The following is a 26,501-nucleotide window of genomic DNA, read 5'->3' as shown; positions in this document are numbered from 1 at the left end:
ATTTTTTCACGATCGCTTTTATACTGAGCTTTCTCGAAGTATGTAAAGACATTTCTCTTCTACTTTTACAATAAACTTTTCTCAGTTTATTTAATATCCAATCATCTAATTGTCTAAACAAATTTTGGCACAGGCTATTTAATTCGCTATTTTTATAGGATATGAATATAAAAATAACTGTCTTACTTATTGCCGTTTTCATACTGCTCTCAAGCTGTTCTGATGGAAACAAAAATCTTAATGAAGGTAATGAAACCGCTTTGCCTTATAAAGTGACTAAAGACTTAAAAGCTATCAAAGAAGATGGTGTTTTGCATGCCATCGCTATTTACAATTCTACAAGTTATTTTTTATACAAAGGAATGCCAATGGGTTTTGAGTATGAGCTGTTATCTCGCTTGGCAAAAGACTTAGACTTAGAACTGAAAATAACAATTGCCAAAGATATTGATGATTTATTTGACATGTTGAACAATGGTGATGGCGATTTAATAGCCTATGGTTTAACGATCACTGAGCCTAGAAAAAAGTTGGTAAGTTTTACGGAAAACCATTATGTTACGCACCAAGCTTTAGTACAACGAATGCCCAAAAATTGGCGCTCACTGCCAGGTTATAAAATTGATAAGCATGTAATTTCAAATACATTGGAACTCATTGGCGATACCGTATGGGTTAGAGAAAACTCATCGTATGCTGAAAGACTTAAAAACTTACAGGGCGAAATTGGTTCAGAAATTCCAATAAAATATATCAAAGGAGATAAAACTACGGACGAAATAATTAAAATGGTTGTCAATGGCGAAATTGAGAGAACAGTGGCTGATTATAACATTGCAGCTGTCAATAAAACCTATTATCCAATACTTCATATTGATACCAGAATTTCGTTTTCGCAACGCATTGCATGGGCGGTACGACAGAATTCTCCTGAATTACTAAAAGCCATAAACAATTGGATTATTAAAGAGAAAGAATCAAACGATTACTATGCTATTTACAATAAATATTTTAAAAGTAGGAAATCATACAGAGGAAGAATTAAAAGCGATTTTTACAGCAAAAACAGTAATAAAATTAGTAAATACGATGCTATCATAAAAGAAAATGCTGCTATAATAGGATGGGATTGGCGTTTTCTATGTTCTCAAATATATCAGGAATCACGGTTTAATCCGAAAGCAAAGTCGTGGGCAGGCGCAAGCGGTTTAATACAATTGATGCCAGCTACGGCAAAAGAAGTTGGTGTAAGCAACAGTTTAAACCCAATAGAAAATATACGTGGTGGCGTAAAATATTTGGATAGTATGCGCGAGAAGTTTGAAACTGTTGAAGATTCCATCCAAAAAATAAAATTCACTCTAGCGGCGTTTAACTGTGGTGCAGGTCACGTTTTTGATGCCATGCGCTTGGCAGAAAAAAATGGAGATGATCCGAATCGGTGGGACGAAAATGTGGAAAAGTACATACTAAAATTATCAGAAAAGAAATACTACTCAGATGAAGTCGTGAAACATGGCTTTGTCAGAGGAACAGAACCCTACAAATATGTGAAAAATATATTTTTACGCTACGAACATTACAAACAATTTATTCCGCAATAAAAAACAAGCAACTTCTTAAAAACAAGTATAGGTAAGAGTCTATTTTTATCATAAATTCATGAATCATTTTTTCTTTACGGAAAACCTCATTGTGTATATGTGGGTTTTGTTTTACATTTATGGAAAATAACAGGAAGTTGTTGTGAAATTTGTACCTGTTATTTACTAAATTCAGTATGATAACAGTAATTCTTGTTATACATACGTTACAAGCAAGCTAAAAAAAACAACTCTATGATTTTAGATTTTAAGGAAATACCAAAAGCAAATACTGGGAATGGCGACCAAGATACGTTTGAATTATTCAGTAGAGATTTTCTTGAAATATTGGGATACGAAATCATTCAACAACCTGACAGAGGAGCTGATGGAAAAAAAGATTTAATTGTTCAAGAATCGAGACACGGAATTTCAGGAGTGACTAACATCAAATGGTTAGTTAGTTGTAAACATTATGCACATAGCGGAAAATCTATTAATGACTCAGATGAACCAAATATTTTGGATAGAATTAGTGTTCACGAATGTGACGGATTTTTAGGGTTTTATTCAACATTGCCAGCAACATCTTTAGGCAAAAACTTTGAGGGACTTAAAAAGAAAACTCAAATTGACTCATTTGATAAAGAAAGAATTGAAAAAATAATGCTGGAATCACCAGAGGGAATTAGATTAGCAAGTAGATATTTTCCTATTAGTTTTGAGAAATACAAAGTAGAAAATCCAAAACCAGCCAAAATTTTTGCAGACAAAACAAGCATTCATTGTGAGTATTGTAATGAAGATTTGTTAAAGACTAAAATGGGAATATTTGTAACTATGAGAAGATTTTCAGATTTTGATGTTGAACCACCAGTTCATTATCCATATGAGAAGGCTTATTATAGTTGTAAAGGTAAATGCGATGCTATTTTGAAAAGTAAATATATGCAGGATGAAATGATGATGGACGAATGGGTTGACATTACTGACTTTATATCACCAATTACCTACATTAAAAAACTTATGGCTTGGATGAATTCTTTTCAAAAAGGTGGCGAAAAAGCAAATGACGAAGTCTTTGATAAACTAAAAAGACTTTTTTTAAATGCTTATCCTCATATATCAAGAGAACAAACGACCGAAGAAAAAGAAAAAGTAAAATTCTATCTTCAAAATGGACTAATGGATTGGCTTTAAACATCGGAAAAGCCAGCTTGTATAACATTGTATATAAAAAATAGCGCAAGTCATTGCTAATACGAAGGCTTGGGCGTTTTTGGAAAGTCGCCAAATTTTTAAATTTGACGGTTTCCAATAAAAATATTAATAGTAAAATTTAAAAATTCTGCTTGTGTTTCATCCGAAAAATAATTGCTAATTTGTACGCAACGAGCCATACACAAAACCGTCAGACTGTCTCAAAACCCACACATAATTTTCTATTTATCTTAAATATTCCGATATTTAAGTATGGAATATTTAAAAGGAGATTCTAGGACACAACTTACATTATATACTACTTGTCTTGACGATATGATACCTCAAGATAATTCAGTACGATTTATAGACGAATTTGTCAACACACTTAATTTGCAAGAATTAGGTTTTGATGCCATAGCTTCTCAAGGAAGACCACCTTACAACCCTGCTGATTTACTAAAGTTATATATCTATGGGTATATGAATCGCACTCGATCCTCCAGAGTTTTGGAAAAAGAATGCTCCCGAAATATTGAAGTGATGTGGCTTTTGAAAAATCTTAAACCAGATCATAATACGATAGCGCGTTTTAGAAAAGAAAATCCAAAAGCTATCAAACGAGTTTTCAGGCAAAGTGTAACCATTGCAAAGAACTTTAACTTGATTGGTGGAGTTCTTATCGCGGGTGATTCTACCAAATTAAGAGCGCAGAATAGCAAGAAGAATAATTACAATAAGAAAAAGATTGAACGGCATTTAGCATATATTGATAAAAAACTATCACAATACAATGCAGAATTGGCTACTGCTGATAATGATAGTAAAGCTCAAATTCAGAAAAATATTGAAAATCATAAACGACATCAAGTTAAGTATACGCAGATAAAGCAAGAATTAGAAGCTGATACAACTACTGAAAATCCTCAGTTATCTACGAGTGATCCAGACAGCAGACATCAAATAGTAAGAGGAATGATAACAGAAGTTTGCTATACTGCACAAACTACTGTTGACGAAAAACATAACATACTTATTGATTATAAAGTGACCAATCAAAACGATAAAAAAGCAATGGGAATGATGCTCAGAAGAGCTAAATCTATTTTAAGGCATCATCAGTTTACAGCTCTTTACGATAAAGGATATCATACAGGAAGTGAATTTGATACTGCACATACATTAGGAATAAAAACTTTAGTAGCTATACCAAATATAGGAAGAGCCAGTCAAGCTCCTGATCCTAAATATAATGTAGAATATTTTAAATATGATAAGCACAAAGATTGTTATATATGCCCAAAAGAACAAGAACTAACAAGTAACCAAAATTGGTATAAGACACGTAACTATAAGTTCAAACAATATAAAACCAAGGCATGTAAAACTTGCCCTGTTAGGAACTTATGTACAACAGCTAAAGTCAATGGAAAGATCGTACAGCGAAGTCAGTATGCCTATGCAATTGAAGCCAATGCAAAACGAGTAAAAACCAATGAAACAACATACAAAAAGCGACAAGCTATCGTAGAACATCCCTTTGGAACCATTAAAAGACAATGGGGTTTTGATTATATTATTACGAAACGAACAATTGAATCGGCATCTGCTGATTTTGGATTGATTGCTTTAGCCTATAATCTGAAAAGAATTATCAATATCCGTAAAGCTTCAAGGAGTAGCAAAAAACACTGTTTGTGCCATTTTAGAAGGCTCAACCGCTTACATGAGCCCAAAAAGAGCAATATTGGCGTGTTAAAATCATTATTCTATAAAAGACAAGAAGTATTTAAAATAGCTGCGTAATTTTAAAATTTAGTGTAAATTAGAATCTTAATAGGTAGTTTTGAGACAGACTGCCGTTTTGCGTAATTTGGGAAAATCTTGAAAAGAATAATTTACATACTGATTTTTGGAATTCTATTTGGTTGTTCTGACAAACCGAAAAAATTGAATATTGACCAAATGAAAATGGAAATAGAAATGTATCTGGAATTTGAACCTGGCGGATATTTTATTTCTTGGAACGACACATCGTGCTCTGAATTTAAATCTAGTTGGAATTATTTACAGAAAAGGCCTTACGAACTTTACTGTCATATTTTTAATAAAGAAAGAAATACACTCGGATATTATAGAGGATTAAGCAGTCTGAGACAATTTGCTTATTTTCAAACTAAACCGAATACAGACTCAATCATTGACTTGGAATTTTCAATTGGAATTAATCACTTTTCGGAATTTCTCGCTGAACAGTCAGATGATTATATAAACAATTTTAATGAAAAGTTTGAGGAAAAAATCGAATTTAAGCCTGTAAGAGTGGACTTAAAAACTGACTTGAAAAAGAAAATTGAAATCGAATTAATAAATAGAAAAAACTAAGCACAACAATGGTAACCATTCCACAAACCAATAATTCCAAAAACAAGCCATTCTCAACACTTTTGAGCATTTTCTTGGCTCTTGTTATGAAATTCTAACCTAAGTATTTCATCACGCCAAGATAACTAAAAAGCAAAGAAGATATCTTTACTAATAACGTTGCAAGCAATTAAAAAAATATAAGTATTCTCCCTAAAAAACACAACCCTACATAAAAGAATATAGTACAAACAACAAGTCTCCAATCTTTTCCGTATTTTTACAATAAAAAGAAAAACTAGTGAAGACTTCTTAATTTACTAGGTTAGAAAGAGAAAGGAATACCGAATGAATACTATGAATTTTAATTACGGAAAAGGCTTCACATTCAGTAAGCACATTCCAGAAGAAGTATCGCATTTTGAACGTGTGTTTGATATTTTTAAAGATATTCTTACGCATACTTCAGGCGATATTGAAGAAGCGTTTGATTGGTTGGAAACGCTCGATAAAGAATATCAAATTTTTTCAGATGAATATACGTTGCAAGATTTTGAAAACGATCTGAAGAAACGTGGATATATCAAAGAAGAAATCGATCCCGAGAAGGGAAACACTGGCAACGGACCCGGAACAGGAAAAAAACTGCTGACGGCAAAATTGGAAGCTGCACTGCGTTCATACGCTTTAGAACAAATTTTCGGAAAGCTAAAGAAAAGCGGTTTGGGAAACCACCGAACAGCAAAACAAGGTGTTGGCGATGAAAAAGTAGGCGATCATCGCGCGTTTCAGTTTGGAGACGATTTGGCAATGATCAACATGACGGAAAGCATCAAAAATGCACAAGTGAACAATGGAATTGGCGATTTACGCATCACAGAAAATGATTTGATCGTTGAAGAAACCAAACACAAAGCGCAAATGAGCACGGTTTTGATGATTGATATCAGTCACTCCATGATTCTGTATGGAGAAGATCGCATCACACCTGCAAAAAAAGTCGCGATGGCGTTGGTAGAATTGATTCATCGCAAGTATCCGAAAGACTCCATTGATGTAATCGTTTTTGGAAACGAAGCATGGCCAATCAAAATTAAAGATTTGCCGTATTTAAAAGTGGGTCCGTATCACACCAATACAGTGGCAGGATTGGAATTGGCAATGGATATTCTCCGCCGAAAGCGAAATACCAACAAGCAAATTTTTATGATTACAGACGGAAAACCAAGCTGTCTGACCTTACCCAATGGCGAATTTTACAAAAATAGTTTCGGATTGGACGAACGCATCGTTTCGCAATGTCTCAACAAAGCAGCACAAGCACGAAAACTCAAAATTCCCATCACCACGTTTATGATTGCCCAAGATCCGCACCTACGAAGGTTTGTGGAAATATTTACCGAACAAAACAGAGGAAAAGCATTCCTAACTGGGTTGTCTGGCTTGGGACAAATGATTTTTGAAGATTACGAAAAAAACAGAAAAAGAAGAATACGATAAAAACAGTTATATGAAAATATGACGTTTCAAACTCATACAAAAAACATGCAAAAAGAAATCACGCTCAAAGAATTAAAAGATTCTGAATACGCACACAAAACAATTAACGAAGAAATTCAAGCGAATTTAATTGCGCGCATCAAAGGAAATGAACCTGTTTTTGAAGGTTTATTGGGATATGAAGACACGGTAATTCCACAGTTGAAAAAAGCACTGTTAGCTGGTCATCACATTAATTTGCTAGGATTGCGTGGACAAGCCAAAACGCGAATTGCACGTAGTATGGTGGATTTGTTAGACGAATACATGCCGATTGTAAAAGGTTCAGAAATCAACGACAGTCCGTTTCAGCCGATTTCTAAATATGCAAAAGATTTACTAGCCGAACACGGTGACGAAACGCCCATTTCTTGGGTACACAGATCGGAACGTTTCTTTGAAAAACTGGCAACGCCCGATGTAAATGTGTCTGATTTAATTGGTGATATTGATCCGATCAAAGCAGCAACCTTGAAATTGCCATATTCGGATGAACGCGTGTTGCATTACGGAATGATTCCGCGTGCAAACCGCTCGATATTTGTCATCAACGAATTGCCTGATTTGCAAGCGCGCATTCAAGTGTCATTGTTCAATATTTTGCAAGAAGGCGATGTGCAAATTCGTGGTTTTCAGTTGCGAATGCCGTTGGATATTCAATTTGTATTTACGGCAAATCCAGAAGATTATACAAACCGAGGAAGCATTGTAACGCCGTTGAAAGATAGAATTGGTTCACAGATTTTTACACATTATCCGAAGTCGATTGCCTTGGCACGAAAAATTACAGAACAAGAAGCAAACGTTTCTACGGAAGACAAATTGGCTATCAAGATTCCAAACATGGCAAAGGATTTATTAGAAGAAGTGGCTTTTGCAGCACGAAATAGTGAATATGTAGATGAAAAAAGTGGTGTCAGTGCGCGTTTAACGATTAGTGCGATGGAAAACTTAATGGCTGCTGCCAAATTGCGTTTGATTGAAACAGGAGCGGAGCAAACCACGATTCGCTTGGTCGATTTTATGTCGATCGTTCCATCCATCACGGGAAAAATTGAATTGGTGTACGAAGGCGAACAAGAAGGTGCCGATGAAGTTGCAAAAATATTGATTGACAACGCCGTGATGACACAATTTGAAGATATCTTTCCACGCGTACCAAAATTGGAAAAAGAAGGCGTAAAAACGACCTATACAGACGTAGTCGCATGGTTTAATGATAACTTTATCGAATTGAACTACACAGATTCTGATGAAGAATTCTACGCAAGTATCAACAGTGTAAAGCCTTTGGACGAAATCATTAAAGAATACGCGGCTGATTATAGCAAGGAAGATCAGGCATTTTGTAAAGAATTAATTTTGTGGGCATTGACGATTAATAACAAGTTAGATCGTTCTGAAAATAGTGCTGCATTTACGATTGATTCTGCGGGTTACGGAAAGCACTTCTTTAGCTAAAAATTGTATCAAAAAAAGTATTTCAAATAAAAATGTTTCCGCGAAATCAACTGATTTTTTGGAAACATTTTTTGAACAATAAATAAATGGTTGGTTAGCCACTATCCTAAAAAGTCTAGTGATGATCTTCCGCCAATTTCATGGCTGCTTCGTCAATTTTTCGCAAATCAATCTTGGCAATCGATTGTACGGCTTGTTCATAAGGTTCATGAATAACCAAACCACTTGGTTTGTTAGCGGCTAAAATTTCTTTATAAGCATTCATAAACGTTTCAATATCTAATAATGTGTAATACGCTGGTACGTGTTGTGCTCCTGCTTGCGCTGCAAAACGCACTAAATTTCGTAAATACACAGCATATTTTCCCAATGTATTTGGCAACACCAATTTGATGAGTGCCAATTTTTTTAGAATGAGATCATCAATGGCTGAGTTGAATGTTCCTTGCAACGTAGTAGATGGTGAAATCTGCTTGTAACGATTTACAGGAATGCCCGCAATGTTTTTAGATGACAATGCATTCAAGGCTGCAACCGTTGCCAAAGTTCCTGTTAATGTTTCTGCAGGATTCGCATCTGTTGGTTGTTTTATGTATTCGTCATAAATGGTAGGAATCTTTGCCAAATCGTCCTTTTCCCATGCATGTGGCACTACATCTAACGCATTGTGTTGACTTAAATAGTATATTTTTTTTGCATTAATTTGTTTTTCATAATACGAAGCAAATCCTTCATCACCAGGTGTGGGTCCAGCCGTTGGAAATGCGCCAACCGATGTTTTATTTGTCGGATCCCATTCACTTTTTGTATCTACTAAATACAAGGCTAGTGTAGGAGAGAGCGCTCCGCCTAAACTGTGCCCCGCTACGGCAACTTGCACATTTTGCAAATCGGAATTATCTGCTAAAAAATTGGTCAATGCTGTAATGAGTGAAACTTTTTTGTTGTTGGTCATGTCTAATAAAATATTCAGACCAATATGTGTTCCTGTAGAGATATTTCCTGAGCTTGGCACGCCTGTCACCAATTCCCAAGAAACAGTTTTGTGAACTGAGAAATCTTCTACCAACCAACCGTATGGTGAATTTACGTTTGTTCCAGCAATGGCAATGACAATCGTATTTTCACTCTCGTTATAATACATTCCCATCGTATTATCAGCATGAATTGAAGTCGCTGTAGCATCGTTTGCATAGACGATCGGTCCCCAAATAGGTGTCCAATTGCCAATAATGTTTTTTGTTTTAGCAAGCACATCGTGTGCTACTTTGGTTACATACGCTTGCATTTCAATCATACCGCTCTTACAATCGTTTTGTGACCAAGATAGACCAGAAGCCGAATTTGCAGAAAATGATAAGCTATATATTTGTTTAAGTAGTTGAGTAGTAGGATTCATTGCTTTTTTTCATTGTGAGTGTTAATACTAATACTTACAAATAAACAGCTAAAAAAATAGGAGTAACAGAAGATTTTCACGCGAATATAGAACCACGTAGTTTTACTGATATAAATTAAAAAATTGTATATTCAATGTTAAAAAAAAGAACATTTCTCTAAATAATTATTACATTTGTGTAAATACACCAAATCTATTACGAGTGAAGCAACGATTACTTTTATTTATTTTACTACTTTCTTTCAGCACAGTGACTTTAGCACAAAGTTCTACTGGCAATCAATTTGCTTCAAATACAGAAACCGTTTTTACTATTTCTCCAAATCCTGGCGTGAATGAATTGAACATTCGTTTGTCCCAAAAAACAAATGCTTCCGTTGAAGTATATAATTTGTTGGGAAGAAAAATTTACACAGGGAAATTAACCACAATGCACAATGCTGTTGATATTTCCTCTTGGAAGTCTGGAATCTACCTTGTAAAAGTTATTACTGACAAAAAATCTATTACCAAGCGCTTCGTGAAGAAGTAATTCTTTTTTTAGTTTATGAGTTTATGAGTTTATGAGTTGAGAAGTTTATTTTGAATGAACTTCTAAGTGTTGGATGCTGAGTTTTTGATGTTGAATTTTAAGTGTTGAATTATACCAATTTACACATAAAATGATGTTTATAAACTCGTTCATTTGGCAGTTTAGTTCTTTGCGAATGCTTTCCGTAGCTAAGCTATGCAAACCATTCACAGCATCCTATACAGCCAAAGCAACTTCGTATCCAAAACACCATTTTAAATGTAACTGGTATTATTTTGAAGAACGCTTTTTATTGTTTGAGTTTGTAAAGAAAAACTATAGGAATTCGTATTGAAATTCTAAACCCAAAACCCATCTAAGCGTCAAAGCTTTCGAAACATAATTTTTTCTTGTGTAAATTGATACGCTTCGTCCAAAAATGCACGTAATTTATTCCAATTGCTATTTGGCTCGTCGTAATTGCTATAGTATTTTAAGGTTTTAATTTTTAAAATGTTTCCTTCAACCGTAGCCGAGCTTTCAAAACCTCCAGTTTCATTGGCAACGTTTTTATTTAATTTGTCCAAACCAGCTACTTTATAGCCTTCAGGAATGGTAATACTGATGTTATTTTCATACGATTTTGGAAACGGACGGTGAATGTTTTGTTCCCGATCTACTTCATCTTGCGTCACAGAAACTTGTCCGCCAATTAATCGCCCAACTTCAAATAGATAGTTTTTTCCTGCTTTTTTTACCAGTTGGTTTTTCATTACAAAATCTTGCTCATACGTAAAAGGTGTTTCCGCACTGTAACGACCTGTATTGATGATGTTGAGTGTGTGATCTTCTTCAATTTCTAACGCATCAAATTCACTAGAAAGCTTGCTATGCATTAGTTTTAGTTGGCGTTCCTTTAGTTTATCAATCAATGCGTTGTATTCTTTGCGATATCTAGCTTTGTTCTTTTTTTTGCGCACTTTATTGATGTAGCCTTCAGTTCCGTATTTTTGGTAATCTTCATCCAAATAATCAAAAAAGAATAAGACTTCATCCTGTAAAGGATTTTTTAAATGCCCGTAAGATTCACTTTTTTTAGAGAAATTTATCTGATCAAAAGTGTCACTAAAGGTAACGTTCATCGTTTCTACTTGTTTGTTATCACTGGCTTTTGAGCCTGGAATTGTAATTGTACTTACACTTGACAATTCTTTATCATCATACGAATATGTTAGCGCATACGCTTCGGTATTTTCAATCATCGGATTGATGGTTTCTAAGTTGCTATACGGATCATATACAGAAACATACAAGGGTTTTTGTAAGTTGACACGAACAACCGTTTCTGCTTCGCTAGTAAATAATAAGTCTTTGATGTTTCCTTCGCTTCGGTCTTTGGCAACGATGATATCAAAAGGAATGAAATTCTTTTTTAGCATACCACAATACACAGCTATAAAACGATTGGGATTGCTTAAAAAGAAATAATCAGGATTGGATTCATCTCCAAAATATCCTATAATTTTGGCTTCACTCAATACAGAACCTTCAAAATAGTTGGTAAAGTAAAAATGTCTTAAATAATAATAGGCTTCACGCGCCAATTCGTCTTCCGTTAGACTTTTCTTTTTAAAGTATTTATGAAATTTTGTAGGTTTGGAATTAAAATTTTCAAAAGCATTTTCGTAAACAGAAAGAACTTCATCTGCCGTTACTTCCGTTTTGATTTCTTTTTCAGATTTAGAAATAAAATTAAATACATTTTTTTCAAAACTTCCCGATCTTGAAAATGTAACTTGAAATTTAAAAAACGGCAATTCGCGAAGTGGAGCATACCAATATGGAAATTTTGTTTTTTCAATGTTTTCTGCTTCTAAAACATACCTGCGATCGTTTCGCTTTTTCGTATCAATTTCTTGCAATTTTGGTGCGCCGTTATAGCTGTTAAAGTTGATGAAAAAATCATTTTCCGTGTTAAATTTTAAAACGAATTTTTTGGTAGGATATTCATTCGCCAAAAAGTTGGTAATCGGTTCAAAAGCGTATCCATTTTTTTCGATGAATGGTTCAATTGTATACACATAATAGTCTAAAACATCCCCAACTTCCAAGCCAGAAATGGCCAGTTTATATTCGTCGTCTGTTTTTACCGCTTCTTTATCGACTTTAATCACACGTTCTTCACCATTGGGTTTCACGATTTTTACTCCGATGAACTTTTTTTCTTCTTTCCCCCAAAAACCTCTTCGTACTCGTAGGTTTTTTTGGAATGAGAATTCTGAAAAATCTTCAATTGCCGCTTTGTCCAACATTTTTACACGCATTCGTACAGAACTTGTGTAACGCACTCTTTTGGCATATTTGTGATAGTCATGAAAGTATTCTTGGTATAAAATAACCGCAGATTCATTTTGCCATTTCTCAGGAATGTCAACAATTCCTTTTTGAGCGTCATTTTCTCCCCAAAAAATGTTTTTAATTTTAATTTGTTGACGGTTCTGAGCTGAGATTGATACTGTAAAAAGTACCAATGCGCAAGCAACTATTTTTTGTAGCATAGTATTGATTTATGATTTTACCAAGATTAACTGCTCTTGATAGCTATTTTGAATTTTTTTTAACGTTTCATTCCATTGTGTAAAGTATTTTTTGGAAATGACGGCATTTTTGAATTCGAAGTTTTTATGATACATGATTTTAGTTCCTTTAACAGAAAAATCAATAGAAACTTCAAAATCGTCCGTGGAAGCTTTGAATCCTTTCGGAAGTTCTTTTACTTTATATCCAGCCGGAATGTCCAATTCTACAATGGTTTCTATATTTTTCTTATACGAGAAAGAATAATCATTTTTACGCTCTGTTAAATCTAACTGTTTCAAATCTTGATTGTGATCAATGTCGATGTAAATTTCATTGTCAAACGAAGTCACTTTGTTTTTCAATACCAAATCATACGAAAGTTCCACATCTTTTTCACGATTGCTCAAATCTGAGTTTTGAATATTTTCAATGATGTAATTTTTATCGCCTTTGGTTAAAAAACTAAGCAATACATCTTCTTTTTTATCATTTCCGATCGAATAATATCCATATAAGAAGGTAGCTCTGCTTTCGCCTGTAAATTTTTTAGTAACGGTACCTTTTAGCGCTTCATTGTCAATTTTTAATTTGGAATGATACATTTCCTTATTGTCCGTAACGGTTGCAGTAGGAACTTTATCCAAGATAAAAGCGTCATTATCTTCAATCAACACAGGTCTTCCTTGAATGCGATCGGCATATTCACCAAACGGATTGTATTTTTCGGTTCCGTCTAAAAAGTAGCGTTTTCCGTCTATCATCAACGTGCAAATCATGTGATTGTCCACTGACAAATTTGGCATCGAATAATCATACGCAATACGTTTCGTGCCAATCCAGGTTAAACGTGCGTCAAAACCAGCAAGAACTAGCATTTGTTTGATGAGATTTGCCATGCCTTTACAATCGCCATATTTCTTTTTATATACATTTTGAGATTCGTCTGGTTTAAAACCTGCAATTCCATCTTCAAAAGCGATGTAACGAATGTTGTCTTGTACCCAATAGTAAATATTTTTAATCTTTTCTTCGTCGGTCGCAGCATTTTCTGTCAACTCTTTCACCTTCGCTTGTAAACTTTCAGGCTTTTCATTCATGCTGTCTACCAGAGATTTATACCATTTGTACAAATCTTTGGTTTCGTTAAAAAGTGCGAGTGTTTTCTTGCGAAATTCAAAGGACTTTGGCAGAATTAGGATATGTGGTTTGGAGTGAGAAGGTCCTAAAATATTAAGTTCTTTAGGATCGGAAGGCATATTTTTGATCGTGAAAATATATTCTGTTGCTTTTAATTTTTCATTACGATTGGTCTCTTTGATAATATCGTAGCCTTCAAAATTGAATTCTTTGATTTCAAGTGTTAACCAATCAGGAACAATCAATTTTACTTTCTTTTCCACAATAGGATGTTGCCCACTAAAGTAGATGGACGTAAAGTATTTAATGTCTTTATAATTTTTGATTAAATTGTAATAATAACGATAGCCTTGCGTTGGAAAATCAACATTTACATACTTTACGCGTGCATCGTGATAAAACATTTCATCACTTTGATAAAAATCATCTTGCACCAAGAAATTGGCTTTCTTTTTATTGCGAAATGATAATTGAAATTTCTCTATACTAGAAAAGCTATCATAAAAAATATACTTCTGAATATCTGAACGCGAACTAATGTTTATTAAATGTTCCGAGAGATTTTGCTTCACGGTCACATTTTGAGTTCTTCGGTCAATACCAAATTGGATTTCTTCGGTAGCATCTAGCAACACCACATCATCATCTTCATACGTTTCTTTGAGTGTTTTTGCTTTTTGGATGTCTTCTGGAGTGGAATCAATTCTTTTTTGAGAATAGACTTGAGCGCTTACAAGCAATACGAGGAGTAAGCAGCAATATGAATTCAGCTTCATGTAGGAGTAATCGGTTTTAATTATGCGATAAAAATAGGTTTTTTTTTCAAAATGTTAAAAAATACGGGAATAATAGTTGGAAAGCTTTGTTTTTAGGCTTTTAGCTTCTGGTACGTTTTGTAAAATGTATTTAAGAACGCATAAATAAATAAATAAATAAATAACAAAGTTAAAATGCTAAATTTAAATAACAGCCAACAGCTAAGAACAATGCGCAAAGCAACCTAACACACAATTCCACTACAATTGATCCGTGCAAGTAATTTTCACTTTATACGTTTTTAAATCTGCTAAGTACTCTTCTGGAACAAAATCTGCACGATCAAATTCTTCTTTGCGATGGCGTTTCATTTCGATACGTTTTACGGCTTTTAAAAAGCGTTTGATCTCTGTTGTATTTTCCAAAATTAAACCGTCAACTTCTACGCTCTTTCCATCATCATCACGGGCAACCATGGTAAAATAGGATGAATTACAATGTTTTACTACGCCAGTTTGAATATTTTCCGCTTCCACGCGAATGCCAACTACCATCGAAGTTCGGCCCACATAATTGATAGAAGCGCGCATCGTGACCAATTCGCCCACTTCAATCGGATTTAGAAAATCAACCGTATCTACAGAAGCTGTTACACAATACGCTCTTGAATGTTTGGAAGCACAGGCAAATGCAATTTGATCTAATAATGAAAGAATATAACCACCATGAATTTTTCCATTAAAATTTGAGTAGGAGGGCAACATCAATTCAGAAATGGAAACTCTTGATGCTGAAGCAGATTTATAATGTATGGACATAGTTTTTTTTAGGTTTACACCGTAAAAATAAGGCTTCTTTCACTAAAAAATAAAACTCTTTTAAATTTAATGATCAACTTTTGTGACAAAAATGTCAAATCGAGCGCAGTCGAGATTCAATTAAAGTCTTAGTTTCCTTTAGCTTCTCTATTGCACTCGATGTGATGTAAGATTTACATACATACTTTATGATCACTGTACTTTCAAATTCGGCACAACTCCATCCATAAATTGCAATCGCTCTTTTATTTTAGTACGAACGTCTTCTGGAGAAAATCGCGCTCTATTGCTAAAATCAGGATCAACAGACCAGCGGATACTATCTTTTTTATAAATTTCACCAGAACGTAAAATCGCAATCAATTTATCCGTTCTTCCTAAAATATTAGCATCAGATAGTACGGGCTTTTTTCCATTTGTACCATTTCGCCAATCGGAATACCGATCTTTAAACATGTTCACATTTTGTGCTGTTTTCATATAATATTTCATCAATTGAAAACGATTAAAGCCTACAGAATAGCCGTAATTTGGATTGCCATACATTAACTCACTTTGAGGTTTTAAATTTGCTGTTCCCCAAGTGCAATTTGGAGTAGGACAATATGCAGCACCAATTGGCGAATAAATATAACACCAAGGGTTATTGTTATTACAGGTATAATACGGTGTTCCAAATGCCCAAATAAAGTCCCAAATTACAGGTTCTAACTTGTTATCAAGATTCAAAAAATAGAATACATTTTTACCATTATAATAACTATCTGGATTCGCAAAAACATCAGTCATGATAAAATAATCAATCTCAGCTTCCTCAGCGACACTTTCTTCCCAATCTTGTCCAGTCTTTACCTTTACTTCGTATGAATTTATAGTTTCTTGAATATGTGCTTTTTGCTCGTCTGTTGCTTCTTCATTATCAGGATATTCATACTGAAATGTTCTTCCTGTAATTGTTGTAAAATCAGGCGCATTATCTACTTCTTTCACAATAAATCCACCATCACTTTTCTTCGCGGTATTCACATGATTTTTTCCACGTTGTATCTTTTCTCCATACGTATACAATCCCCAATATTCGCCATTCAAAAACACTTGTACATGTCTGCTTTGCGGACCGTAATGTCCCATTTCAGCATACGAATCATACGAAACTTTATTACACAATTGAGAGGTATCTACCCAATTGGCAATCATCACCCATTTATGACTATCGGGCATGCCCATAATAGACAACGGATTGTCTTTTCCGAAATTTAATGAGAAACTTTTTTTCGGGAATCCCAAACTTCCTTGTCCTCTTGCATGAATGGTTCCTGATGCCGATTGATGATCACCAGTCATACTATACCAACCATCTTTCATCGGAATATCATAAAATTCAAAGTCCGCATCTAAACGTGTTCTATCAACAGGAAACTCACCAGTTTTGGTTTGTATCACTACATACGGAATTGGCGAAGTGGCGTCAAATAGATAATCAATATCACGTGTAATCGTTTTGCTAACTCCATCACCAATGAGCGTCACGTTGAGGTCTACATCTTGATTGGAATATTTCTTAAATTTGGCTGTTTTCTTTACATCCACAGAAAACTCTTTGGAAAGTGGAAGCGTGTCATTTGTATGCACAGTTCCGTTTTCATCACTCAAGGTATAAGTATATTTCGAATACGAATCGGTATCGTTCAAAGAAATCGTGACTAAGGCATTCTCTTCATCAATAATAGTCAGCGAGTCTTTTGCGCTACTATACGTAGTTTGAAATAATACTTTGGGTTCTACATTCGTTTTACATGATATATTCAAACTTAAACTGGCTATAAAAAGGTATAGAAAGGAACGTTTCATAAGATGGATATTAAAGGTTAGTGGTTGTTTTCTTTGAATTAAATATAGGAGAAAAAATAGTTGATTAATAAAAAAAGCTTACAAAGTATTGTAAATCAGGTAAAAACACGTGTATAAGTAAAGGTGTTAGCGTGGTATTTTTTAAAAAAAGTATGCGCTTTTAGCTGTTTATTTTTTTCACTTCCGTGAGATAGGACACGTTTCAAAACGAATTCTAGATCATCCACAACGAATACTAAAACACACCAAATTTTATGCGGTTTTGATATGATATTTGAATCATCAAACAAATAAAAACTATCAAAATCTCAATCCTATGAAACATATTTGTCTCTTTTTTATCGCGCTCATTTCCAGTATCGGATTTGCGCAAAATACCGAAAGTCCATACCTAGAAGTATTGACACCAAATGCAGTGATTCCTTTAAAATCAACGAATGTTGAGGTAAAAATTTCAGGAAACATTGCGCATGTACACATTGCGCAAACGTATCAAAATACAGGCAACATTCCCATTGAAGCGAAATATGTATTTCCATTGTCAACCCAAGCTGCGGTGCACAAAATGCAAATGACGATTGGCGATCGTACGATCAACGCAAAAATCTACGAAAAACAAGAAGCACAACGTGTGTATGACAAAGCGCTCAAAGAAGGAAAACGAGCTGCTAAACTCGATCAACATCGTCCGAATGTGTTTCAAATGAACGTTGGAAACATCATCCAAAACGACATAGTTACGATTGACCTATATTATACAGAAATGCTGGTGCCTTTGGCGGGAAGTTACGAATTTGTCTTTCCCAATGTAGTGGGACCGCGATTTACAGGTGAAAATACATCTGGCGAAAAAGTGTTCAATCAACCATACACGAAAAAAGGTGTGGCAGATACGTTTGCGTATGACTTAAACGTCCAAATCAATTCAGGAATTCCGATTGCCGATGTTTCTTCCCAAACACACAACATCAAAGTTCAGTATCCAAATACTAAAATTGCCGAAGTTTCGTTAACTGCTGAAAATAAAAATGCATCCAATCGCGATTTTATCTTAAAATACGGAATGCGCGGCAAAGAAATTCAATCGGGATTATTACTCTATGAAGAAGACGGAGAAAAATTCTTCGCTTACATGATGGAACCGCCAAAAGCATCGGTACAACTCAAACCTACGGCAAAAGAATATTTGTTTGTAGTGGATGTTTCGGGTTCTATGAACGGTTATCCGATGGAAGTTTCTAAAAAATTATTGCGTAATTTATTGGTCAATCTACCAGAAACCGACCGATACAACATTTTACTTTTTGCAGGCGGATCGCGCGTATTGGCTACCGAGCCTTTGACGTGTACAGAAGAAAACATTCAAAAAGGCATCAACTTTTTAACCAATGTGCGTGGTGGTGGTGGCACCAATTTGCTCAACGCACTGAAAACGGCGTATGCGTTGCCACGAATGGACAAAACTAGCGCACGATCTATGGTAGTGATTACGGACGGTTATGTAAGTGTGGAACGACAAGCTTTTGAAATGATTGAAAAAAACTTGGGACAAGCCAATGTGTTTACGTTCGGAATTGGTTCAAGTGTCAACAGATATTTGTTGGAAGGCATGGCAAAAGTTAGCAGTAGCGAATCGTTTATTGCGACACAGATGAATGAAGCGAACACAGTAGCAGAAAAGTTTAGAAATTATATCAAATCACCTTTACTGACGCAAATTCGAATCAAAGCAGAAGGTTTTGATGCGTATGATGTCACGCCAAGCAGCATTCCCGATGTATTTGCCTCACGTCCGATTTTGGTTTTCGGAAAATACAGAGGCGATGCTACAGGCACGTTGACAGTTACCGGACAGACAGGAAACGGCATTTTTCATAAGGAATTTCGGGTATCGGATGGTATGTTGAGTACCGATAACGAAGCACTTCGCTACTTATGGGCACGTAAAAAAATAGAACGTTTAGACGACTATAAAAGACGCTTTGGCGACAATACAAAACAAGAAGTCATCAAGCTTGGTTTGCAATACAATTTGGTAACGCAATACACTTCTTTTGTAGCAGTTGACAACGAAGTAGTAAATAAAAAGGGCAAGCGTAAAGTTGTAAAACAACCGTTGCCATTGCCGAAAAATGTCAACAATAGTGCGGTTGGCGCGGAAGCTTCTGTTAAAGGGAAAACGTTTATCAAACGAAAAAAACGTACAAAAATGGCTAAAAATGATCACAAAAACTTGCATGAAAAAGCAACGACTTGGTTCCGTGAAAACTATGCAAAAATCGTAGCAAAGTACTTGAAAAAATATGATGGAATTCGTGTGCAAGTTGCCAAAAACGGCACGATATTAAAAGTAGAAATTCTCGTGAATGGCAGTTGGATTTTGAATGAAGTTTTGTTGGAGCGAATCAACTTATTGGAAGTGAATGAAGTGTTTAGTCTTGGACAAAAAGTAACCATTACCATAAAGAATAACTAAGATGAAGAAGATCTGTTTTATAGTGTTTTGGTGTTGTTCGGTTTCCGCTTTCGCGGGAACTGAAACAGCACTACAAACATACAAGCAACCGAAACCATTAGTGTTTATTGCAGGTTTTGATGAAGGTGACAATACGTATTATACGAACGCTAAAAACTATTTTGTCAATCAATACTGTCAAGTAGTGGAAGAAGCACAGAGTTTGGTAGATATTTTAGCGTGGTTGCGTTTGCATTATGATGCGAATGTGTATGGAGACATTCACATTGTAAGTCACAGCAATCCATGGCGCGGTTTGTCCATGAAAACGACAAGTGATGGTGAACGAATTACAATGGAAACTCTACAAGTAGCGATTAAAAACAGTGAAATTGTTCCGTTAGCTGAAAATTTCTTGCGAAACGACACTAAAATCATTTTTCATTCCTGCGGTTTAGGAACTAATACAGCATTATTGGAAAGTTTAAAAAATGCTTTTACAACAGGTAAAAACATTCCGTTATACGCTTCTGAATATTTCAATGTGTTTGGTGGAAAGTATGTGGGACATTATTTGGCAAAAACCTATTATGGATATTATCCAACGGCACATTCGCCAGGACCGAGAGCGTTGGCGATGGAATTTCAACAGAAATATCGAAATGTAAAAGTTGATTGGGAAACTATTTTAAAAACGCGTGCAGAACAATTGCCTGGTGAATTGTATACCTATCGTTTCAACATTCCTGTAGAGTGGGAATTTGAGTTTGAAGCCAAAGAAGATATTCCAAACTTCAACAACACACAAGAAATCATTGATTGGATTTCCGAAGATGAACAGTTACTAAGCACAATCAAAGCATTTAATATTCCAATTAAAAAATTTAGATGGTTGGCAAAAGTGCGAGGCAATACGTTACGCATCAAAGGGAAAACAACGGTTTTATGTGTCATGCAACCGATTATGAAGCAAAATGCCCAACACGAATACTTGCCTGTGGTTGTTAACGGAAACAATTACACGAAAGTGTGAAAAAAAATATTAGAGACAACAAAAAAACCTTGAAAGCATTTGTTTTTCAAGGTTTTTACAGTTTAAATGTTCCGTGCGTTTTAGGTTAAAAACGATATAAATTTCTTCCATCGGCAACGAATTCTAGATACTTCCTAACGAATACTAAAGCTACCCAAATTGTTCGTCGATTTCGTCTGATATTTGAACTATAAATCAAGTATAACAATTAAAACAAGTAATTATGAAACGTACAACATTCACAGCATTAGGTCTAGCAGCATTAACCGTAATTGCATGCAACACAGCCACAAAAGAGAACAAAGTAGAAGCCGTAAAAACGCTTCAGCCAATTGAAAATATAGTAGAGGAAACTACTACTCAATTTGAAGAAAAAGCAATGGAAGATTGTATTGCGTATGCCAAAATGCAAGATGAAATCAAATTAATGGAAGCAGCAGCAGCGCAACGTGAAGCGGACAGCATCGCAACAGTAGAATTGGAATTAAAAAAAGCATTGGAAAAAGCAGTGGCAGCGAAAAAGAAAAGAGAATCTTCACCAGCATATTTAGCCCAAAAAGCTGCAGAAGCAGAAGCATGGTTCAAGGCAAATTATGAAGGTGTTGTGAAAGCATACGATTCCAACTACGAAGGATTGCGTGTAAAATTGAACACAGAAGGAAACATCTACGAAGTTGCTTTATTTGTAAATGGCGAATGGATCAAAGATCAAAACTTAATGAAGCAATTGGAAAAAGTAGAGGTAACCCATGAATTTGAGCCAGGAAAAGCCGTAGCAATTACCGTAAAAAACGCATAACATGAATCGGAAATTCCACAAACGCGATCGTGACAAAAGCACCTTATCTATACAAAGATGAGGTGTTTTTTTTTGAGTTGACTTATTGGAAATTTGGATACGCTTTGCTTCGACAGGTTCAGCACAAGCGATTTAGATCGTTTCACTTAGACATGTTTAGTATAAAGACTCTTGGTATTTTGGTACGTTAATTTTGTATGAAAATTCATTTTCAAATTGATTGAGAATTATTGAAATGTAGGTATGAATTTCATATACAGATCAACCAAAATTCTTGTAAAATATAACTTCACTGCAACTACAGAATCATCACGTCAATATTGGAAGATTTTGTGACTTTATTTTAGATTTTTGCACATAAGAGATGTAAGTCTTAAAAATTTTGTTAACATTTTATTTGTAAGAAAAAAATAGTGTTTCTTACAAAAAATCAACGCTTATTTTTGAAAATCAACGCTTACAAAATAATATTGGATGTAATTGGAATAATACCTTCCTTTAGTACTCAAAGATAAAATTCTACCGCCATTTTCCCCATTTTTTTTTAATAGAAATAGTAACTAAAAACGCATTGCATGATTGTAGAAAAAAGAAAAAAACAAAAGCCTCTTATTGAAGATAAGCATAGCTATCTCCGTATTGGAAGTAAACATAAGGGCGCGTACATTAAAAAGTCACAGATTATTTATGTAAAAGCTTGTGAGAGTTACGCATGGATATATTTAAAAGATGGTTCAAAAGTACTCAGTTGCAAAGCCATAGGTTTTTATGAAGAACTATTTTCTGATGACAACTTCTCACGTATCCATCGTTCGTACTTGATCAATCTTTCACATTTAAAACAGTATGAACCGCGCTACAGGTTGGTGCATTTAAATGGAGCACATGTACTTCCTGTGAGTCATCGAAAGAATCGAATGATTTCCAAGATGATACACAACCAAGAATTTAACACGCCATTTCGAGTGGCGGTATAAATACATCCTTACTTAAATAAAAAACTAATACGTAAACAAAAATTAAAAATTTATGAAAAAATGTATTGCATGTTTGTGTTTGTTTCTAAGCATTGGCTTTATGTATGCACAAATAAGTGTTCCAAATAGTGGCGGACAAAGTTCCCCTAATGGACAAGACGATATTGCACTGCCAACTATCGTTCCACCTTCGCCTACAGTAGCAAGTTTGATGCGATTTGAAGAAGTTCCAGTAGATTTATATTCTGGACAAGCAACTATTGGTATTCCTTTAGGTCAAGTCGCTATTTCTGATATGCTAAATTATTCTATTGGCATACAATACAACACACAAGGTGTTCGTATTGATGAGCGTTCGGGCTGGCTCGGAACAGGATTTTCCATGGCAACAGGAGGCGTAATTTCTAGAACCGTTCGTGGTATTCCAGATGAAAATAACTCTCAAGCACTAGGGTTTGGAGTCTTACACAATGGTTATAAAAATTTCGCCAGTCTGTCACTGACAGATAAAGAAGAGTTTTTATGGAAAACAGCCAATGGGATTGAAAAATATGATTCCCAATATGACTTGTATCAGTATAATTTTTTTGGTAGAAGCGGTCGTTTCATCATCAAAAATGTTTTAGGACAACTAACGCCTGTAATTATTGGTAGTGATACGAATGATAAGATTACTATTTACCACAATTCAAGTTTTGAAATTACAAAATTTGAAGTAACAGACACTAACGGATATGTGTATGTTTTTGAAGAAAAAAGCTTTAGTGCTATTTATAATGAAACTATAACAACAAGTCAGTTTGGGAGTAGTTCAACAGGTTCTACAACAATGGGGAATGGTACCACAAATGCGTGGCACTTAAAAGAAGTACTTTTACCAAATAATACAGTTCTTTGTAGTTTTACGTATCAACAAGTAGAAGAAAATTATAGTACGCCAACTTCAACGACAAAAAACTTATTTTTAGGAAGTCCTGCCTTTGGAGCGAGTGAAGTATCAGATCTTAACAAAGGAATGTTACTCCCTAAATATATTAATTCATCACAACGAATTCAAGGAAATCAGAAATACGTAGACGAAGTCACAATGCGCGATGGTTCTAAGATTAAGTATCATTTGACTTTAGGGCATCCTGAGTTTGGAGCACATAGAATTTACACTAATAATAATTCAGGTACAAAACTAAACCATATTGAAATTTTTGACACTAATGGAGACTTGCATAAGCGTATCAACTTTAGTTTTACAACTTCTGTCAATAACCGTTTGTTTTTAACGGGCGTTACCGAAGTTTTTGGCACAAAAACCTTACAATATGATCTTGACTATGAAAATATGGAGGAACTTCCTGGTTTTGGTAGTGATTTGAAAGATGTTTGGGGATATTACAATGGAAATAACAACGATCCTGTTAATAACAATAGCTTGATTATTAGTTCACGTGCTGTAAACCCTTTGAAGATTACAACGGGAACACTAGCGTCCATTACCTATCCGCTTGGCGGAAAAAAAGAATTTACTTTTGAAAGTAATGATTTTAGTTATCAAGGAGCTGCGAATTATGATTACACGAAAATTTCTGATAATCGACAGATATACAACCGTTACGGAACTTTAGATATTGAACTTGATGAAGATGACTCTGCGAATAAATTGCTGTTGTATATTGATAGAGCTCAAAAAGTGCAAATTTTTAAAAGTGGTTTAGCAGTAGATATTTGTGGAAATACGAGTAAGCATCGACTTTCACTATCACGAGCGGTTCCAAGAGCTGGAGTTACTGTAACACCACCAACAAATGGAAATTATACAGGACTTAATGTGTCTGATTTTGAACATGCCGCAAGTAATTTTGCCTTTACGTTTGATGTAGAAAACGGAGATGATTATCCAGTAATATCTTCAGGTTGGTATTTTATAGAGCTAACAACTCCGCGAGTAGAGTTATCCGATTGTGATTTTTCTCAAACCGGTGTGTCACTTACTGTTGATTTAAAATTCACCGAATTCAATCTTGTTACTAAAATAATGAAAGGTGGCGGACTTCGTATTCAAGAAGTAGCCTTTACGGATAACGGTGATGAAAAGCAAAAAACAACCTACAATTACGAAGATATTGAAGAAGAATTTGAAGGCGATATCGAACCCATACGTTCTTCAGATTTAGCGAAATCTAGTGGTTCGTATGAAGCCAATCTAAACAGTAGAACTTATACCAAGGGAAAAATGCATCCGTTTATATATCATTATATTTGTGGTGAGTATGATAATACTTTTATTCGGACTCCTGAACTGGTAGAATATCAAGTGATTAGGGATATAAATGAAGTATTAACTCCGACAACCAAAGGAAATTATGTAGGCTATAAAAAGGTGTCCGTTATCAAAGAAAATTCGGGCAATGAGCTATATACCTTTATATCACCTAGAGATGTACAGATATTAACGCTGAGTAATACAAACTATCCGTTTTCTCCTGTAGAAAATAAGGATTACAAACGTGGCGTTGTTGAGAAAAAAGAAGTTTTTGATGAATCTGGAAAAAAACTTATAGAAGAAGTATATCAATACACAGATGTATCTAGTATTGCAGAAACTTCACATACCATGTTTGAACTTCAAAATGTAGATTGCCCATGGGATCAGTTTTACAATTCTTTTAGCACGTATGCATCAGGAACTGTTGATAATCCATCTGCTATCTGTGATGTAAATTTATCTCAAGAGCCAAGTGTAGGAACCTGTCACTCTTCCAATCCTGATCCAATTGCAGGAACAGGAACAGATGTAAGCTATACCACTTTTGATTATATAAAAGGAACTCTTTTGCCAAGTGAAACTACTCGAAAAGAATTTTTCTATGATGAAAATGATGTGGCTTCGGAAACAGTTACTACCACAAAATCTATCTACAATTATAAAAATAGAATTAGAGAAAAGACGTCGGAGTTTGCTGAAGGTGGAAATACAACGATCTATAAAGAGGAAATTCGTTATCCATACGATTATTGGACTTATGAATATTCAACAACTGAGCAAACATATTTGAATAAGATGGTCTCACTCAATCAAATTGAATCGCCTGTTCAAACCAAGCAATATAAAAACGGAACGCTGATCTATGATACACAACGCTTTTTTAAAGAATTTCATCCAAATGTAATCAAAGTGTCAGAAATTAAAAGTGCCAAAGCGGATACACAAAAACAATCAAGAGTACAATTTCATGACTATACTATTTATGGGCAACCTATTGAAGTATCACAAACAGATGGAACACATATTAGCTATGTTTGGGGCTATAATAGCATGTATCCAATTGCAAAACTTGAAAATGCTTCCTATGCTAACTTGACTAGTGAACAAACCACAGCACTTGCAAATGTATATTTGGCTTCTAATGCAGATACAGATATTCCTTCTGAAGAAGCGTTGGAAACCACTTTAGAAGCATTGAGAAGTGCGTTTCCAGATGCTATGGTAACAACATTAACGTACAATCCAATGGTTGGCGTAACTAGAACTACAGATCCAAGAGGATACACAAGTTATTTTGAATATGATGACGTTCACAGACTTGAAAAAGTAAAAGATGCAGCAAATAATATTTTAAGTGCTAACGAATACTTTTATACCAATGGCGATAATTCTTTACGCAATTACGTAAAATCAACACTATATCAAAAAGCAACCTTAAATGGTCTAAACCTTGGAAATTGGGATAAGATTGAAACTATCAATTATGCAGATGGTTTGGGAAGAGCAGAACAAGCTATTGGCATTCGACAAGGAGGAAACGGAGAAGATATTGTCACACCTTTTGATTATGATGATTTGGGCAGACAAGTGAAAGAGTTTTTACCGTATGCAGCTACTTCTCTAAACGGAAGCTATCATGCAAATATGTTTAGCGATCAAGCAGCGTTTTACAATACTACCAAATATGAAAATACGACCAATCCATACAGTGAAAAGTCATTTGAAAAATCACCACTTTCAAGAGTATTAGAGCAAGGTGCTCCATGACTTGCTTGGCA

The 26,501-nt window shown here is 34.9% G+C and carries 17 protein-coding genes; 12 read left to right on the top strand and 5 right to left on the bottom strand.

Annotated features, from left to right (window positions below):
* Positions 1-161 precede the first annotated feature (161 nt).
* The 6 genes from KORDIASMS9_RS19590 (at position 162) to KORDIASMS9_RS19565 (ending at position 8,147) form a co-directional block, all read left to right on the top strand.
* A complete protein-coding gene (locus KORDIASMS9_RS19590) occupies positions 162-1,604 on the top strand; it encodes a transporter substrate-binding domain-containing protein (protein ID WP_114904477.1) in 1,443 nt (480 codons plus the stop codon).
* A gap of 234 nt (positions 1,605-1,838) precedes the next feature.
* The gene (locus KORDIASMS9_RS19585; protein ID WP_114904476.1) at positions 1,839-2,783 is read left to right on the top strand and encodes a restriction endonuclease; all 945 of its coding nucleotides are present in this window, start codon (positions 1,839-1,841) and stop codon (positions 2,781-2,783) included.
* 273 nt (positions 2,784-3,056) lie between these two features.
* The gene (locus tag KORDIASMS9_RS19580) at positions 3,057-4,589 is read left to right on the top strand and encodes an IS1182 family transposase (RefSeq protein WP_114902588.1); all 1,533 of its coding nucleotides are present in this window, start codon (positions 3,057-3,059) and stop codon (positions 4,587-4,589) included.
* Positions 4,590-4,667: 78 nt separating this feature from the next.
* Entirely contained in the window at positions 4,668-5,168 is a 501-nt protein-coding gene (locus KORDIASMS9_RS19575) for a hypothetical protein (RefSeq protein ID WP_114904475.1), read from the top strand.
* 327 nt (positions 5,169-5,495) lie between these two features.
* On the top strand, positions 5,496-6,647 hold the full coding sequence (locus tag KORDIASMS9_RS19570; RefSeq protein ID WP_114904474.1) for a VWA domain-containing protein: 1,152 nt from the start codon (positions 5,496-5,498) through the stop codon (positions 6,645-6,647).
* 45 nt (positions 6,648-6,692) lie between these two features.
* On the top strand, positions 6,693-8,147 hold the full coding sequence (locus KORDIASMS9_RS19565) for a sigma 54-interacting transcriptional regulator (RefSeq protein WP_114905300.1): 1,455 nt from the start codon (positions 6,693-6,695) through the stop codon (positions 8,145-8,147).
* Between the two features lie 115 nt (positions 8,148-8,262).
* Here the strand turns inward: KORDIASMS9_RS19565 and KORDIASMS9_RS19560 are convergent, their stop codons facing one another.
* A complete protein-coding gene (locus tag KORDIASMS9_RS19560) occupies positions 8,263-9,546 on the bottom strand; it encodes a hypothetical protein (protein WP_114904473.1) in 1,284 nt (427 codons plus the stop codon).
* 202 nt (positions 9,547-9,748) lie between these two features.
* Here KORDIASMS9_RS19560 and KORDIASMS9_RS19555 point away from each other — a divergent pair, with 202 nt between their 5' ends.
* Positions 9,749-10,078, top strand: coding sequence for a T9SS type A sorting domain-containing protein (locus KORDIASMS9_RS19555; RefSeq protein WP_162820066.1), 330 nt, complete (start codon positions 9,749-9,751; stop codon positions 10,076-10,078).
* Positions 10,079-10,440: 362 nt separating this feature from the next.
* Here KORDIASMS9_RS19555 and KORDIASMS9_RS19550 read toward each other — a convergent pair whose 3' ends face one another.
* The 4 genes from KORDIASMS9_RS19550 to KORDIASMS9_RS19535 all read right to left on the bottom strand — a co-directional run bounded on the left by KORDIASMS9_RS19550 (position 10,441) and on the right by KORDIASMS9_RS19535 (position 17,199).
* Positions 10,441-12,615 (bottom strand): DUF3857 domain-containing protein, encoded by a 2,175-nt coding sequence (locus KORDIASMS9_RS19550; protein ID WP_114904471.1) that lies wholly within the window; start codon positions 12,613-12,615, stop codon positions 10,441-10,443.
* Positions 12,616-12,624: 9 nt separating this feature from the next.
* A complete protein-coding gene (locus KORDIASMS9_RS19545; RefSeq protein WP_114904470.1) occupies positions 12,625-14,550 on the bottom strand; it encodes a transglutaminase family protein in 1,926 nt (641 codons plus the stop codon).
* Between the two features lie 240 nt (positions 14,551-14,790).
* A complete protein-coding gene (locus KORDIASMS9_RS19540) occupies positions 14,791-15,348 on the bottom strand; it encodes an acyl-CoA thioesterase (RefSeq protein ID WP_114904469.1) in 558 nt (185 codons plus the stop codon).
* 192 nt (positions 15,349-15,540) lie between these two features.
* Positions 15,541-17,199 carry a CotH kinase family protein gene (locus tag KORDIASMS9_RS19535; RefSeq protein ID WP_114904468.1) on the bottom strand — a complete coding sequence of 553 codons (1,659 nt, stop codon included), beginning with the start codon at positions 17,197-17,199 and terminating at the stop codon, positions 15,541-15,543.
* Between the two features lie 316 nt (positions 17,200-17,515).
* Between KORDIASMS9_RS19535 and KORDIASMS9_RS19530 the strand changes: the two genes are divergently transcribed.
* The 5 genes from KORDIASMS9_RS19530 (at position 17,516) to KORDIASMS9_RS19510 (ending at position 26,490) form a co-directional block, all read left to right on the top strand.
* Positions 17,516-19,675 (top strand): VIT domain-containing protein, encoded by a 2,160-nt coding sequence (locus KORDIASMS9_RS19530; RefSeq protein WP_162820065.1) that lies wholly within the window; start codon positions 17,516-17,518, stop codon positions 19,673-19,675.
* 1 nt (position 19,676) lies between these two features.
* A complete protein-coding gene (locus tag KORDIASMS9_RS19525; RefSeq protein WP_162820064.1) occupies positions 19,677-20,687 on the top strand; it encodes a hypothetical protein in 1,011 nt (336 codons plus the stop codon).
* 223 nt (positions 20,688-20,910) lie between these two features.
* Entirely contained in the window at positions 20,911-21,486 is a 576-nt protein-coding gene (locus KORDIASMS9_RS19520) for a hypothetical protein (RefSeq protein WP_114904465.1), read from the top strand.
* 575 nt (positions 21,487-22,061) lie between these two features.
* Positions 22,062-22,463 (top strand): LytTR family DNA-binding domain-containing protein, encoded by a 402-nt coding sequence (locus KORDIASMS9_RS19515; RefSeq protein WP_114904464.1) that lies wholly within the window; start codon positions 22,062-22,064, stop codon positions 22,461-22,463.
* Between the two features lie 52 nt (positions 22,464-22,515).
* Positions 22,516-26,490 (top strand): DUF6443 domain-containing protein, encoded by a 3,975-nt coding sequence (locus KORDIASMS9_RS19510; protein WP_162820063.1) that lies wholly within the window; start codon positions 22,516-22,518, stop codon positions 26,488-26,490.
* The last annotated feature ends 11 nt before the right edge of the window (positions 26,491-26,501 follow it).

It is taken from the genome of Kordia sp. SMS9, assembly GCF_003352465.1.
Lineage (GTDB): Bacteria > Bacteroidota > Bacteroidia > Flavobacteriales > Flavobacteriaceae > Kordia.
The sequence above is the reverse complement of the archived record's forward strand: the minus strand, read 5'-3'. Positions and strand labels throughout refer to the sequence as shown.